Origin of the sequence: Stenotrophomonas sp. PvP093, assembly GCF_017876915.1 — a bacterium.
GTDB lineage: Bacteria > Pseudomonadota > Gammaproteobacteria > Xanthomonadales > Xanthomonadaceae > Stenotrophomonas > Stenotrophomonas muris.
In genome coordinates, this window is sequence record NZ_JAGIOX010000004.1 from 2,554,670 (window position 1) to 2,569,218 (window position 14,549).

Sequence of the window (14,549 nt, forward strand, 5' to 3'; positions counted from 1 at the left end):
GTGCCGGGGTCAGATCCCTTTTCCCTGAAAAGGGATCTGACCCCATCCACGGCACTGCCCGGCACCTAAAGTCCCCCCCGGCGGGGCCGATATCGAGCCTGACACCGGGACTTCCGGCAGAACCAGGACCCCTCGATGAACGACAAGACCAGCTCCGCCGCCAGCGCCGGTGGCGAATTCCTCAGCTTCACCCTTGGTGATGAGCACTACGGCGTGGACATCCTCAAGGTGCAGGAAATCCGCGGCTACGACGCCGTCACCCGCGTGCCGGACGCCCCGGACTACATCAAGGGCGTGATCAACCTGCGCGGCACCATCGTCCCGGTCATCGACCTGCGCCTGAAGCTGCGCCTGGACAACGCCCGCTACGATGCCTTCACCGTGATGATCGTGCTGAACGTGGAAGACCGCGTGGTCGGCATCGTCGTCGACAGCGTCTCCGACGTGATCCCGCTGTCGGCCGATCAGATCCGCCCGACCCCGGAATTCGGCGCGGCCGTCGACACCCGTTTCATCTCCGGCATCGGTACCCACGACGATCGCATGCTGATCCTGCTGGACATCGAGACCCTGCTCGACAGCGCCGACATGGGCCAGGCCAACCTCGCCGAAGACGTCGCTGCCTGAGCAAACGGAACTGCTTCACGTTCCAGTCACAAAACCCTTCAGTTCCCTTCGGCGGTGCCGATAGGGGGACAGAAGCCGGTCGCGCAGGAGCGCGCAGGACCGGCCCGATCGTTACCATCCCCGGAGATACCCTCGATGAAGTCCCTGTTTGCGTTCGTCTCGGCCGCTGTCCTGGCCACCACCGCCGCCTCCGCTTTCGCCCAGTCGGCCGACATGATCCCGCCGGAAATGGCGCCGCGTTCGGTCGGCAAGGACGGCATGGTCTGTGGCAAGGTCGAAAAGGCCCGTTACGCAGAAGGCTCCGAAGGCCAGCCGACCTTCCTGTACATGGGCGGCGCCTTCCCGCGCCACACCTTCTCGGCGCGTATCGCCGGCGAGAACCGCGGCAAGTTCTCCTTCCCGCTGGAAACCCTGGAAGGCAAGACCGTGTGCGTGATCGGCAAGATCCAGCGCGACGCCTCGCGTGCGGAAATCGAAGTCAGCTCGCCGGCCGGGCTGAAGCTGGCCAACATCAAGTAATCCGCCGTTCGTCGGACCACGCCGGGCCTGGTCCTGGCGTGGTTTCTGCTGCAACCGGGCCCGATGCCCGGGCGCGTCTGCCTTAGGAGCTCGCAACGCCCATGCCGTGGATCAACAACCTGAAACTGATGCCGAAACTGCTGCTGACCTTCGGCGTCCTCCTGCTGGTGATGCTGCTGCAGGGCATCGTCGCCTATCGCGGCCTGCATTCGCTGAACAACGTGACCACCGAGCTGGCCGGTTCGCGCATGGAGAGCATCCGCATGGCCGGCGAGATGCGCGGCATGCTGGGCGAGTACCGCAATGCCGCCTACCAGCAGCTGATCCGCGCCAGCGATGACGTCAAGTCCGATGCGCGCAAGCAGGGTGTCGACCTGCGCGCCAGCATGGACAAGTCGATCAAGGAGTATCCGAAGCTGGTCGACAACCCGCAGCAGAAGAAGCTGTTCGACGCCTTCGCCAAGGAATGGAAGGACGCCCTGGCATCCTATGACAGCGTCACCGAGATGCTGGAACTGGACCTCCCGGACGACGCCATCGATACCTTCGTCGGCGAAACCCGCACCAAGCACCGCAAGGCCGCCTCCGCGCTGGAGGCGCTGATCGCCGAAGACAACCGCCTCGCCCGCGCCTCGCGCGAAGAGGCCGCATCCACCTACTCCGCCTCGGCCGTGCTGACCGTGATCGCCCTGCTGGGCGGCGCCGCGCTCGGCCTGGTACTGGTGTGGCTGTTTGCCCGCGCCCTGGTCGGCAGCGTGCGTGGCGCCGTCTCGGTGGCCAACGACGTGGCCGGCGGCAAGCTCGATGGCCACATCGACGTCAGCCGCCAGGATGAAGTGGGCGAACTGATGCAGGCCATGCAGCGCATGCAGCGCGACCTGCGCGAGCGCATCGAGACCGACCAGGCCATCGCCCGCGAGAACCTGCGCATCCGTACCGCGCTGGACTACAGCTCGACCGGCGTCTACCTGACCGACACCAGCAACACCATCGTCTACAGCAACCGCGCCCTGCAGCAGACCCTGAGCCAGTACCAGGACGAACTGCGCCGCGACCTGCCGGACTTCGATGCGCAGGCTTCGCTGATCGGCAAGCCGGTCACCGTGCTCGAACACCGCGGCGAGATGGACCAGACCCTGCTGGGCAACCTGAAGGCACACGGCGTCGCCCGTCGCCCGATGCAGTACGGCGATGCCCAGTTCGCCCAGGTGGTCTCGACCATCCGCAATGAAGGCGGCGACACCGTCGGCTACGTGGTGGAATGGCGCGACCGTACCCAGGAAGCGCAGGTCGAAGCCGAAGTGGCCCGCGTGATCGCCCAGGCCGCCGCTGGCGACCTGTCCGGCCGCATCGATGCCAGCGACAAGGAAGGCTTCTTCCTGCAGCTGGCCCAGCAGATCAACGGCCTGCTGGACGCCAACGCCGGCAGCATCGAGCAGATCTCCGGCCTGCTGGCCGCGCTGTCGCAGGGCGACCTGACCGTGCGCATGCACGGCGATTACCAGGGCGTGTTCGCCCGCATGCGCGACGACGCCAACGCCACCGCCGCGCAGCTGAGCGAGATCGTCACCCGCATCAAGCAGTCCAGCCGCGCGATCAGCTCCGCTGCCGGTGAAATCGCCTCCGGCAACAGCGACCTGTCGCGCCGCACCGAACAGCAGGCCGCCAACCTGGAGGAAACCGCTGCCTCCATGGAGGAACTGACCTCCACCGTGCGCCAGAACGCCGAGCACGCACGCCAGGCCAACCAGCTCGCCATCGGCGCGCACGGTGTCGCCTCGCAGGGCGGTGACGTGGTCGGCCAGGTGGTCACCACCATGTCGGCCATCGAAGCCTCGTCGAAGAAGATTGCCGAGATCATCTCGGTGATCGACGGCATTGCCTTCCAGACCAACATCCTGGCGCTGAACGCCGCAGTGGAAGCCGCGCGTGCCGGCGAACAGGGCCGCGGCTTCGCCGTGGTCGCCAGCGAAGTGCGCACCCTCGCCCAGCGCTCGGCCGCGGCCGCCAAGGAGATCAAGGGCCTGATCGACGACTCGGTCGGCAAGGTCAACGACGGCTCGGCGCTGGTGCACAAGGCCGGCGCGACCATGGGCGAGATCGTCGCCTCGGTGCAGCGCGTGACCGACATCATGGCCGAGATCTCCGCCGCCTCGCAGGAACAGAGCGCCGGCATCGAGCAGGTCAACCAGACCGTGGTGCAGATGGACGAAACCACCCAGCAGAACGCCGCGCTGGTGGAAGAAGCCACCGCCGCCGCACGTGCGATGGAAGAACAGGCCGGCCACCTCAGCGAGGCCGTGTCGATCTTCGTGGTGGACGAAGCCGAGGTCGTCGCCGCCCCGCGCGTCACCGCCCCGGCGCCGCGCGCCGCTGCACCGGCTGCCCCGGCCCCGGCTGCCCCGCCGGCCCGCCGCACGGCGGGTGGTCGCCCGATGGCCACCGAACTGGCCGACGGGGACTGGCAGGAGTTCTGATGCCTGCCTGACCTGAGTTACAAGAACGCCCTGGCCCTGTGCTGGGGCGTTTTTGTTTAGGGGGTATCTGATTATCCAGCCAACGGCGAAGCCCCTCGGGGTGGTCGCTGAGAGCGGCGGACTTCCTTCGTTTGGGCCGGGAGGATGGGTTGCGCAGGGGACGCTGCAAGTACGTCTCTGTAAGCTCGGTCGCCGCTTGCACGTGTGCACTGTCCTGCGCACACGGCAAGACCGGGGTTGGGCATCCTGCCCAACCCGCCCGAGGCATGCCTCGACCCCATGCGGCTCGCGCCCCTGCGCAACCCACCCTCCCGGCCACGGACACTTCCCGTGCGCGTCCACCCCGGATTGAAGAAAGAAGAGCAAAAGACAAAAGCCAGGTCACTTCCGGGGTCAGATCCGTTTTCCGCAGGAGAACGGATCTGACCCCTCCTTCCACCTGGAAACCCAATGCTCTTGCGGTCCGCCGAAGTGAAGCCCTGGCGGGCCGGGTCGGGGTGGGCAGGCAGGACCGTTGGCGCCATGGATGGCGCCATCGAGCCCCCATGGATGGGTTCACGGCGTGTCCTGCCTGCCCATCCCGACCCGGCCAACCCGTAGCTACCCATCGCCATGACCTGCCGTTGCCGTTGCCGTTGCCGTTGCTTCAAAAGCCTGCCGCAGGCAGCGCCGCAGCCGCCGCTGCAAGGAAACCTGAATACGTTCGGACACCGCACCTCAATCCCCCGCCCGCGCGGCCGATAACGGGGTTGTCACGGCGTATCCCGCCGCTGACCGGCACGGCGCCGCCCGCCCGCTTCGACCTGGTCCTGCTCGATGAATCTCCTGCATCGCTGGCAACACTACTTCCGCAATCTTTCCGTCCGGCGCAAGCTCAACCTGCTGACGCTGCTCATCGCGCTCGGCGTGATCGCGCTCTCGGTGATCGCCGCCCGCATGCAGTACCTGGACCTGACCGAAACCCGCAAGAGCGCGCTGAAGACCCAGGTCGAACTGAGCTACGGCATCCTGCAGCACTACCACCGCCTGGCCGGTACCGGCGAGCTCAGCGAAGAGGCCGCCAAGAGCGCCGCGCTGCAGGCGCTGGAGGTCATGCGCGCCGGGAACGATACCTACTACTTCAACATCTACGACACCGGCTACCGCCTGCTGATGCACCCGTTCCGCAAGGACCTGGTCGGCAAGGACATGAAGGACTTCCGCACCGACGACGGCGTCCGGATCTACTACGACCAGGTCGAAGCGGCTCGCGCCGGCGGCGGCTTCGTCAACTACCGCTGGGCCAAGCCGGGCAGCAAGGGCGAGGTCGAGAAGGTCGCCTATGCCGGCCTGTTCGCGCCCTGGAACTGGGTGGTCAGCAGCGGCGTCTACATGGACGACGTGCAGAAACAGGCGCTGGTGTTCACCGCCATCATGGCGGTCTCTGGTGGCGTACTGGTGCTGATCGTGCTGGCCCTGAGCTGGGTCATCGGCAACCGCATCGCCGTGCCGCTGAAGCAGGCCACCGCCGTGGCCGAAGGCATCGCCGGCGGCAAGCTGGACAGCCACATCGGCCCGCAGCCGCACGACGAAACCGGCCGCCTGCTGGTGGCCATGGCCGGCATGCAGCAGCAGCTGCATGCAGTCATCACCGGCCAGCGCGAAATGGCGCGCCGTCACGACGGTGGCGAACTGAGCTACCGCATCGACGCCAGCGCCTTCCCCGGCGAGTACGGGCTGATGGTGCAGGAAACCAACGCCCTGGTCGGCGGCCACGTGCAGACCCTGCACGACGTGCTGGACGTGGTGCAGCAGTACGCGGTTGGCGATCTCAGCCGCGACATTGCACGCTACCCGGGCGAAAAGGCCGCGATGACAACCACCGTTGATACGGTCAAGGCCAACCTCGGCCGCATCAATGCCGAGATCAAGCAGCTGGCCAGCGCCGCCGCCGCCGGCGACTTCAGCCTCCGTGGCGATGCGCAGCGCTTCGATCACGATTTCCGCCTGATGCTGGAGAACCTCAACGCGATGATGGCGGTCAGCGATGACAACCTCGGCAAGCTCTCGCAGCTGCTGTCGGCCATCGCCGAAGGTGACCTGACCGCACGCATGCACGGCGATTACCAGGGCGTGTTCGCACGCATGCGCGACGATGCCAACACCACCGTTGCACAGCTGACCCAGATCGTCGGCCAGATCCAGGCCACCGCCTCCAGCATCACCCTGGCCGCCGGCGAGATCGCCTCCGGCAACAGCGACCTGTCGCGCCGCACCGAGCAGCAGGCTGCCAACCTGGAAGAAACCGCCGCCTCGATGGAGGAACTGACCTCCACCGTGCGCCAGAACGCCGAGCACGCACGCCAGGCCAACCAGCTCGCCATCGGCGCGCACGGTGTCGCCTTGCAGGGGGGTGAAGTGGTCGGCCAGGTGGTCACCACCATGTCGGCCATCGAAGCCTCGTCGAAGAAGATCGCCGAGATCATCTCGGTCATCGACGGCATTGCCTTCCAGACCAACATCCTGGCGCTGAACGCCGCAGTGGAAGCCGCCCGTGCCGGCGAACAGGGCCGCGGCTTTGCCGTGGTCGCCAGCGAAGTGCGCACCCTCGCCCAGCGCTCGGCCGCCGCCGCCAAGGAGATCAAGGGCCTGATCGACGACTCGGTCGGCAAGGTCAACGACGGCTCGGCGCTGGTGCACAAGGCCGGCGCGACCATGGGCGAGATCGTCGCCTCGGTGCAGCGCGTGACTGACATCATGGCCGAGATCTCTGCGGCCTCGCAGGAACAGTCGGCGGGCATCGAGCAGGTCAACCAGACCGTGGTGCAGATGGACGAAACCACCCAGCAGAATGCTGCGTTGGTGGAAGAAGCCACTGCTGCGGCACGCGCAATGGAGGACCAGGCCGGCCAGCTGGCTGACGCCGTGGCGATCTTCCGCCTCGACAACCAGGTGTCCGCCGCAGTGAAGGCCGTGGCCGCGCGCGCGGAGCCGGCCCGTATCACCACCGTGGCACGCCCGCAGCCGACCAGCACGCCCGCTCCGGTCCGCCGCAGCAGCAACGCCAGCACCTTCGCCGCCAGCGACAGCGACTGGCAGGAATTCTGAGACCCACCCGCGGCGGCTGCGGCCGCCGCCTCTGCCGATGGACACGTCCCCCGTGCAAAGTCCTACCCCCATCGTCACCGGCCCGCGCGAATTCGAGTTCGCCGACCGCGATTTCCGCCGCGTCTGCGACCTGATCTACCAGCGCGTGGGCATCGCCCTCGCGCCGGCAAAGCGCGACATGGTCTATGGCCGCCTGTCGCGCCGCCTGCGCACGCTGGGCATGCGCAGCTTCCAGCAGTACCTGGACCATCTGGAACAGGAAGATGGTGACGAATGGCAGGCGTTCACCAACGCGCTGACCACCAACCTGACCTCGTTCTTCCGCGAACCGCATCACTTCGACAAGCTGCGCGAGGAACTCCAACAGCGCTCCAGCCGCACCCCACTGCTGCTGTGGTCGTGCGCGGCGTCCACCGGCGAAGAGCCCTACTCGATGGCGATCACCGCCTGCGAGGCCTTCGGCACGTTGAAGCCGCCGGTACGCATCATTGCCACCGACGTCGATACCCAGGTGCTGGCCACCGCCGGCCGCGGCGTCTACAACATCGATCGCGTCGCCAGCCTCGATCCGGACCTGCGCCGCCGCTACTTCCAGCGCGGCAGCGGCCCCAACGAGGGCCAGTGCCGCGTGCTGCCGGCGCTACGCGAACTGATCGAGTTCCGCCCATTGAACCTGCTCGCCCCGCGCTACGACGTCGGCGGCCCGTTCGACGCGCTGTTCTGCCGCAACGTGATGATCTACTTCGACAAGCCGACCCAGCGCGCCATCCTCGGTCGCCTGGTCCAGCACCTGGCCGATGACGGCCTGCTCTACACCGGCCACTCGGAGAACTACCTGCACGCCGCCGACCTGATCCAGCCCTGCGGCCGCACCCTGTACCGCCGTGCGGCAAAGGCCGGCGCATGAATGCCTCGCTGCGTACCGACGATGTGATGCGCTACCAGGATGCGCGCTTCCAGACCATCGCCGCCAAGCTGCTGCCGACCCAGTACCTGGTGGTCGATGACACCACTGCGCTGACCACCACGCTGGGCTCCTGCGTGGCGGCCTGCCTGCGCGACCCGGTGCTGAAGATCGGCGGCATGAACCACTTCCTGCTGCCGGAGGGCAACGCCGGTGACGGCGCACCCGCACGCTACGGCAGCTATGCGATGGAACTGCTGATCAACGACATGCTCAAGCGGGGCGCCCACCGCAAGCGCATCGAAGCCAAGGTGTTCGGCGGCGCCAACGTGCTCAAGGGCTTCACCAGCAATCCAGTGGGCACCCGCAACGCCGAGTTCGTGCGCCAGTACCTGCAGGCCGAGCACATCCCGATCATCGCCGAGGACCTGTGCGGCATCCATCCGCGCAAGATCTGGTTCTTCGCCGACACCGGCCGCGTGGTGGTGCAGCGCCTGCCGCATGCGCATGAGGCCGAAGTGGCCGCCACCGAATCGGCGGTGCGTGCGCGCCTGTCCAAGGCGCCGGTCACCGGTGGCGTGGAGCTGTTCGAATGACCTTTACCGGCAACGCCCCCTGCCGGGTGCTGATCGTCGACGACTCTGCCGTCGTGCGCCAGATGCTCACCGAGATCCTGTCCAGCGATCCCGCCATCGACGTGGTCGGCACCGCCGCCGACCCGCTGCTGGCCCGTGAAAAGATCAAGCGACTGGCCCCGGACGTGATCACCCTGGACGTGGAAATGCCGCGCATGGACGGGCTGGCGTTCCTGGAAAACCTGATGCGCCTGCACCCGTTGCCGGTGGTGATGATCTCCTCGCTCACCGAGCGCGGCGCCGACACCACCCTGCAGGCACTGGCGCTGGGCGCCGTGGATTTCGTATCCAAGCCGAAGTTGGACGTGGCCCGCGGCCTGCAGGGCTACGCCGACGAGATCATCGCCAAGGTCAAGATGGCGGCGCGCTCGCGGGTACGTCCGCTGGTGCGCGCTGCCGCGCCGAAGCTCATGCTGGACGCCGCGCCCGCGATACGCCCGGCCGCGCCGCAGTTCCGCACCACCGACCGGCTGATCGCGATCGGTTCCTCGGCGGGCGGCACCGAAGCGCTGCGCGTGGTGCTGGAAGGCATGCCTGCCGACGCGCCCGCCGTGGTGATGACCCAGCACCTGCCGGCCAGCTTCAGCAGTGCCTTCGCCGAACGCCTGGACCGCCACTCGGCGATGGCCGTGCGCGAGGCCAGCGATGGCGAAGCAGTGCTGCCTGGCCATGCCTACCTGCCACCCGGCGGCAAGCACCTGCGGATCATCCGCGACGGTGCGCGCTGGCGCTGCCGCGTCGACGATGGCCCGGCAGTGAACCGCCACAAGCCCGCGGTGGACGTGCTGTTCCGTTCGGTCGCGCAGAACGCCGGTGGCAATGCGATCGGTGCCATCCTCACCGGCATGGGCGATGACGGTGCACGCGGCCTGCTGGAAATGCGCCAGGCCGGCGCGCCGACGTTGGTGCAGGACGAGGCCACCAGCGTGGTCTGGGGCATGCCGGGTGCCGCGTTCAAGCTGGGCGCGGCCGAGGAACAGGTGCCACTGGAGCGGATCGCCGAGCGGCTGCTCGCCCTCGCCCGCGGCTGACAGGCCCCTGTAGAGCCGAGCCCACGCTCGGCTCTGCACCCTGCTGGACACCTCCAAGAGACGTCAGGCTCCATTGCCGATCCGCCGCCAGCACTTTCGACCATTGATGTTTCAACGACGCTGATCGAGGTTTGATCCTGCCGCAAGCCATGCGCGCCAAACGGGAGGCCCGCAGGACACCGACTTGGAGCGCGGCTGGAGCGGGTCGTATAGTCAGGTATCGCACAGCAATGGAACGCCGATGAACGTTACCCCGCAAGGCCGCGCTGCTCGGGTACGCAGGGAGGGAGGTCCGGATAGCGGGCAATACCCACTGCGCAACCTGTCGCACTTGCCCGGATGCGGCGCCGTCGTTCGTGATGAGACCGCATGTTCCAGGGATCAAGGAAAATCCTGCAGCGACATGGACCGCTCATGCTGAAAGTTCTCCCGACCCTTGCTCACGTTGCGTTGATCGCCTCGATCACACTGGCCGTTCCGGGCTGCAACAAGGAACGCTCATACCCGGTCTATCGCGAGAATCCTGCACCCAGGGATGCGCTGCCTATTGTGATTCGGGTCCACGATGCACCCGTGGATGTCCCCGTTCCTTCGGTCTTTGTCACGTATGAGATAGACCCACTCTGTCTCCCTCCGGTCAACAATTGGGAGGGGGTGCAGTACGAGCCGAACCAGCACAAGGTTGAGCTTCAGGCACAGCGCCTCAGTGCCACTGAATTCAGCAGTGTTGTATTCAACGATGGCATGGAAGTTGCCGACTATTACGGTCGCGGCCCGTGCACTTGGACGCCCGTGCTCGTGGAAGCTTCATTCGCCTTCATCATCGATGATCGCCCTATCCAAGCAACCGCATGGACTTCATTCACAAAGCTTGAAACCGAGAAACTCGCTACTACCTACGTACATCGCGCCTTACGCCCCATGACTTCAGGGGGATCGCCAGAGTGGACGCCTACCGAGCCTTCGACTTGGTACGAGAAGATGCCTCAAGATAAGCGAAAGGATTACTTCCCAATCGAAATCTCCACACGGACTGAAGGAACAGCCCAATGAATCCTGGAGCAAATGCAGCCCTCTCAGATCATGTCTACAAGGATCCGCTCCCTGCGCCCAAGGCCATTGTTACCATTGCCGGGACGGAATATCGTGTATTGGCCAGCCTAAACTCCGCCACCGGCTACCAAGGCGTCATTTACCATAATCTCGAATCCAAAGAAGTAATCGTCACCCATCGCGGTACCGAGTTTGATCGCCAGCCTCTGATTGACGGCGGCATCGACGCTGCGATGGTCACCGCAAGAGTCAACGCACAACTCGGTGATGCCCTCGCACTGACCAAGCAGGCGATCGATCTGGCTAAAGAGAATGGGTATGGTCCGGTGTACGTCACCGGCCACTCGCTGGGCGGCGCGCTCGCCCAGATCACTGCACACCACTACAACCTCCCCGGCGACGCATTCAATCCTTACGGTGCTGCCGGGCTGGCGTATCGCCTACCTGAGGGCCAGCCGGCCAACGCGGCGCCCTTCACCAACCATGTGATGGCAGGCGACCTGGTCAGCGCGGGCGGTCCTCATTACGGCAAGGTCGAGATGTATGCGCTGCCCAGGGAACTGGAGGTCCTGCGCAACGCCGAGCACGGCCAGCGCATCGCCTCGCTTGGAACACCTGGGATGAAAAGCGGCCATGTCATGTCCGCCGCGGTGGCGGTCCAGTTGGGCGACTCCCATCGATTGGTTCATTTCCTTGATCGCGTGACCGACAAGGGCCCGGTGCCGTCTGTACTGGACAATCCCCAGGCCCGGATCACAGATCCCGAAGACCTGCGCAGGATTGCCGACTACCGCAGTGATGTTCATCAGTTGCGCGCAGGCGCGACCGTGCTGGTCGGCGGCGGACCTGGCCTGCTGCGCGACGGGGTCAACTACCTGCGCGGCATTGAGGAAGCCGGTGCATATGCCCGCCGCGAGGCTGAAGCGGAGCAGCGGGCCCAGAATGCGCTCAGGCCGGGGGAGCAACTGACCCAGGATGCAACCGACAAGGGCTCGCCCTCTCTCGGCAATCCCGGCTTCTCTCCCAGGAGTCCATTGCAGGAGAGCATTGAGTCAACCTTGGACAAGGCAGGCTTGGATCCCAGGAAGGAAGGCCATCCAGACCATGTGCTCTACCAGCAGAGCCGCGATGGTGTATCCGCCGTGGATGCCAGGCACGGGCGCAGCTTCGATGAAACCAGTGAGCGCATGACGGCCAGCCTGCTTGCGACGGCCAAGAGCAGCGGCCTCGAACGCGTTGATCATGTGGTCCTGGGCATTCCACCCAGCGATGGCTCGGGCCCTCGCCTGTTCGTTGTGCAGGGAGCACCGGGCAATCCGGCACACCTGCGGGCGTCGGTTCCGATCAGCGAGGCAATCAATACGCCGGTGGAGCAGTCGATCGCCAAGGCCGAACAGATTGCGCAGGCACAGCAGGTCGGTCAGCAAGACCACGCCCAGGAGCAGACCCGAACCGCGATGCGCATGGGCTAGGCCACCTGGCCGGGCACAATAAAAACCCGGCTTTCACCGGAGGTTCTTCGTTTCAACGGGTTGTCGGCCAGCGGCCGGCACTACCATGCGTCGTCCGCTCACAAAAAAACCCCCGGCGCGAGCCGGGGGTTTTCAGTTACCGCATCAGGCAGCGACCGTCTTGGCCACGTCCTGGTATTCCTCGATCTGGTCGAAGTTCATGTAGCGGTAGATCTCCGCGCCATTGGCGTTGATCACGCCGATGTCCGCCATGTACTCCTCCTTGGTCGGGATGCGGCCCAGGCGCGAGCAGATCGCCGCCAGTTCCGCCGAACCCAGGTACACGTTGGTGTTGCGGCCCAAGCGGTTCGGGAAGTTGCGGGTCGAGGTCGACATCGCGGTGGAGCCTTCGCGGATCTGCGCCTGGTTGCCCATGCACAGCGAGCAGCCCGGCATTTCCATGCGCGCGCCGGTAGCGCCGAAGGTGCCGTACACGCCTTCCTTGGTCAGCTCCGAAGCATCCATCTTGGTCGGCGGGGCCACCCACAGGCGGGTCGGCAGGTCACGCTTGCCTTCCAGCAGCTTCGCAGCGGCGCGGAAGTGACCGATGTTGGTCATGCACGAACCGATGAACACTTCGTCGATCTTGGCGCCGGCCACTTCGGACAGGGTCTTCACGTCGTCCGGGTCGTTCGGGCAGGCCACGATCGGCTCGTGGATGTCGGCCAGGTCTATCTCGATGACGGCGGCGTATTCGGCGTCGGCATCCGGCTCCAGCAGCTGCGGGTTGGCCAGCCACGCTTCCATCTTCTCGATGCGACGCTGCAGCGAACGCGGGTCCTGGTAACCCTCGGCAATCATCCACTTCAGCAGCGTGATGTTGCTGGTCAGGTACTCGATGATCGGTTCCTTGTTCAGGCGCACCGAGCAACCGGCCGCCGAACGCTCGGCCGAGGCATCGGACAGTTCGAACGCCTGTTCGACCTTCAGCTCCGGCAGGCCTTCGATTTCCAGGATGCGACCGGAGAAGATGTTCTTCTTGCCAGCCTTGGCCACGGTCAGCAGGCCCGACTTGATCGCGTACAGCGGGATCGCGTTGACCAGGTCACGCAGGGTCACGCCCGGCTGCATCTTGCCCTTGAAGCGCACCAGCACCGACTCCGGCATGTCCAGCGGCATCACGCCGGTGGCCGCGGCGAAGGCGACCAGGCCCGAACCGGCCGGGAACGAAATACCCACCGGGAAACGGGTGTGCGAGTCACCACCGGTGCCGACGGTGTCCGGCAGCAGCATGCGGTTGAGCCAGCTGTGGATCACGCCGTCGCCCGGGCGCAGCGAAACGCCGCCACGGGTGGAGATGAACTCCGGCAGGGTGTGGTGGGTCTTCACGTCCACCGGCTTCGGGTACGCGGCGGTATGGCAGAACGACTGCATCACCAGGTCGGCCGAGAAGCCCAGGCACGCCAGGTCCTTCAGCTCGTCACGGGTCATCGGGCCGGTGGTGTCCTGCGAACCCACCGAGGTCATCTTCGGTTCGCAGTAGGTGCCCGGGCGCATGCCCTGGCCTTCCGGCAGGCCACAGGCGCGGCCGACCATCTTCTGCGCCAGCGAGAAGCCCTTGCCGGTGTCGACCGGCTGCACCGGCAGGCGGAACAGATCGGTCGGGGCCAGGCCCAGCGCTTCGCGCGCCTTGCCGGTCAGGCCACGGCCGATGATCAGCGGAATGCGGCCACCGGCACGCACTTCGTCGAACAGCACGTCGGACTTGACCTGGAACTCGGCGATCACTTCACCGTTCTTCAGCGCCTTGCCTTCATACGGACGCAGCTCGACCACATCGCCGTGTTCCATCTTCGACACGTCCAGCTCGATCGGCAGCGCGCCGGCATCTTCCATGGTGTTGTAGAAGATCGGGGCGATCTTCGAACCCAGGCAGACGCCGCCGGCGCGCTTGTTCGGGATGAACGGAATGTCGTCGCCGGTCCACCACAGCACGCTGTTGGTGGCCGACTTGCGCGAGGAACCGGTGCCGACCACATCGCCGACGTAGGCGACCAGATGGCCCTTGTCCTTCAGGTCGAGGATCTGCTGGATCGGGCCGCGCTTGCCGTCTTCTTCCGGGGTGAACGGCGCGTCGTCGCGCTTGTTCTTCAGCATCGCCAGGGCGTGCATCGGAATGTCCGGGCGGGTGGTCGCGTCCGGTGCCGGCGACAGGTCGTCGGTGTTGGTCTCGCCCGGCACCTTGAACACGGTGACGGTCAGGCTCTGCGGCACTTCCGGATTGCTGGTGAACCACTCGGCATCGGCCCAGCTCTGCAGCACGGCCTGGGCGTTGGCGTTGCCGGCCTTGGCCTTTTCCTGCACGTCATGGAACGCATCGAACACCAGCAGGGTCTTCTTCAGGCCGTTGGCGGCGATGGTGCCGACGCTGGCGTCGTCCAGCAGCTGCACCAGCGGGGCGACGTTGTAACCGCCGAGCATGGTGCCCAGCAGTTCGGTGGCGCGCTCGCGGCTGATCAGCGGGTTCTGCTCGCTGCCCAGGGCGATCGCCGCCAGGTAAGAGGCCTTGACCTTGGCCGCGTCATCGACACCGGCCGGCACGCGATGGGTCAGCAGGTCGAGCAGGAACTCGGCCTCGCCCTGCGGCGGGTTCTTCAGCAGTTCGATGACATCGGCCGTCTGCTGCGCGCTCAGCGGCAGCGGCGGGATGCCAAGCGCAGCGCGCTCGGCGACGTGGTGGCGGTAGGCTTCCAACATGACAACTC

Annotated in this window: 10 protein-coding genes; 9 read left to right on the forward strand and 1 reads right to left on the reverse strand. The window is 66.0% G+C overall.

Features of this window, described 5'->3' with window-relative positions:
- The first annotated feature begins 135 nt into the window (after positions 1-135).
- The 9 genes from J3A72_RS14335 (at position 136) to J3A72_RS14375 (ending at position 11,805) form a co-directional block, all read left to right on the forward strand.
- Positions 136-627, forward strand: a complete 492-nt coding sequence (locus J3A72_RS14335) for a chemotaxis protein CheW (RefSeq protein ID WP_075076501.1) — start codon at positions 136-138, stop codon at positions 625-627.
- Positions 628-840: 213 nt separating this feature from the next.
- A complete protein-coding gene (locus J3A72_RS14340) occupies positions 841-1,146 on the forward strand; it encodes a hypothetical protein (protein WP_223224824.1) in 306 nt (101 codons plus the stop codon).
- A gap of 101 nt (positions 1,147-1,247) precedes the next feature.
- A complete protein-coding gene (locus J3A72_RS14345; protein WP_075076502.1) occupies positions 1,248-3,623 on the forward strand; it encodes a methyl-accepting chemotaxis protein in 2,376 nt (791 codons plus the stop codon).
- Between the two features lie 816 nt (positions 3,624-4,439).
- Positions 4,440-6,710: a methyl-accepting chemotaxis protein gene (locus tag J3A72_RS14350; protein WP_075076503.1), complete on the forward strand. Its 2,271-nt coding sequence runs from the start codon at positions 4,440-4,442 to the stop codon at positions 6,708-6,710.
- 37 nt (positions 6,711-6,747) lie between these two features.
- A complete protein-coding gene (locus J3A72_RS14355; RefSeq protein ID WP_049416359.1) occupies positions 6,748-7,617 on the forward strand; it encodes a CheR family methyltransferase in 870 nt (289 codons plus the stop codon).
- On the forward strand, positions 7,614-8,210 hold the full coding sequence (gene cheD, locus J3A72_RS14360; RefSeq protein ID WP_014037083.1) for a chemoreceptor glutamine deamidase CheD: 597 nt from the start codon (positions 7,614-7,616) through the stop codon (positions 8,208-8,210). Before J3A72_RS14355 ends, cheD begins: the two co-directional genes overlap by 4 nt.
- A complete protein-coding gene (locus J3A72_RS14365) occupies positions 8,207-9,280 on the forward strand; it encodes a chemotaxis response regulator protein-glutamate methylesterase (RefSeq protein ID WP_014647016.1) in 1,074 nt (357 codons plus the stop codon). The genes cheD and J3A72_RS14365 overlap by 4 nt, the downstream gene beginning before the upstream one ends.
- A gap of 414 nt (positions 9,281-9,694) precedes the next feature.
- The gene (locus J3A72_RS14370) at positions 9,695-10,333 is read left to right on the forward strand and encodes a hypothetical protein (RefSeq protein ID WP_075076504.1); all 639 of its coding nucleotides are present in this window, start codon (positions 9,695-9,697) and stop codon (positions 10,331-10,333) included.
- Positions 10,330-11,805, forward strand: coding sequence for an XVIPCD domain-containing protein (locus tag J3A72_RS14375; protein WP_075076505.1), 1,476 nt, complete (start codon positions 10,330-10,332; stop codon positions 11,803-11,805). The genes J3A72_RS14370 and J3A72_RS14375 overlap by 4 nt, the downstream gene beginning before the upstream one ends.
- Positions 11,806-11,949: 144 nt before the next feature.
- Here the strand turns inward: J3A72_RS14375 and acnB are convergent, their stop codons facing one another.
- Positions 11,950-14,541, reverse strand: a complete 2,592-nt coding sequence (gene acnB / locus J3A72_RS14380; RefSeq protein WP_014647014.1) for a bifunctional aconitate hydratase 2/2-methylisocitrate dehydratase — start codon at positions 14,539-14,541, stop codon at positions 11,950-11,952.
- Positions 14,542-14,549 lie beyond the last annotated feature (8 nt).

What these genes read in the sequence shown, in the direction of transcription:
- J3A72_RS14335 (WP_075076501.1), top strand. Translation starts at nt 136, where the DNA reads ATGAACGACAAGACCAGCTCCGCCGCCAGCGCCGGTGGCGAATTCCTC.
- J3A72_RS14340 (WP_223224824.1), top strand. Translation starts at nt 841, where the DNA reads ATGATCCCGCCGGAAATGGCGCCGCGTTCGGTCGGCAAGGACGGCATG.
- J3A72_RS14345 (WP_075076502.1), top strand. Translation starts at nt 1,248, where the DNA reads ATGCCGTGGATCAACAACCTGAAACTGATGCCGAAACTGCTGCTGACC.
- J3A72_RS14350 (WP_075076503.1), top strand. Translation starts at nt 4,440, where the DNA reads ATGAATCTCCTGCATCGCTGGCAACACTACTTCCGCAATCTTTCCGTC.
- J3A72_RS14355 (WP_049416359.1), top strand. Translation starts at nt 6,748, where the DNA reads ATGGACACGTCCCCCGTGCAAAGTCCTACCCCCATCGTCACCGGCCCG.
- cheD (WP_014037083.1), top strand. Translation starts at nt 7,614, where the DNA reads ATGAATGCCTCGCTGCGTACCGACGATGTGATGCGCTACCAGGATGCG.
- J3A72_RS14365 (WP_014647016.1), top strand. Translation starts at nt 8,207, where the DNA reads ATGACCTTTACCGGCAACGCCCCCTGCCGGGTGCTGATCGTCGACGAC.
- J3A72_RS14370 (WP_075076504.1), top strand. Translation starts at nt 9,695, where the DNA reads ATGCTGAAAGTTCTCCCGACCCTTGCTCACGTTGCGTTGATCGCCTCG.
- J3A72_RS14375 (WP_075076505.1), top strand. Translation starts at nt 10,330, where the DNA reads ATGAATCCTGGAGCAAATGCAGCCCTCTCAGATCATGTCTACAAGGAT.
- acnB (WP_014647014.1), bottom strand. Translation starts at nt 14,541, where the DNA reads ATGTTGGAAGCCTACCGCCACCACGTCGCCGAGCGCGCTGCGCTTGGC.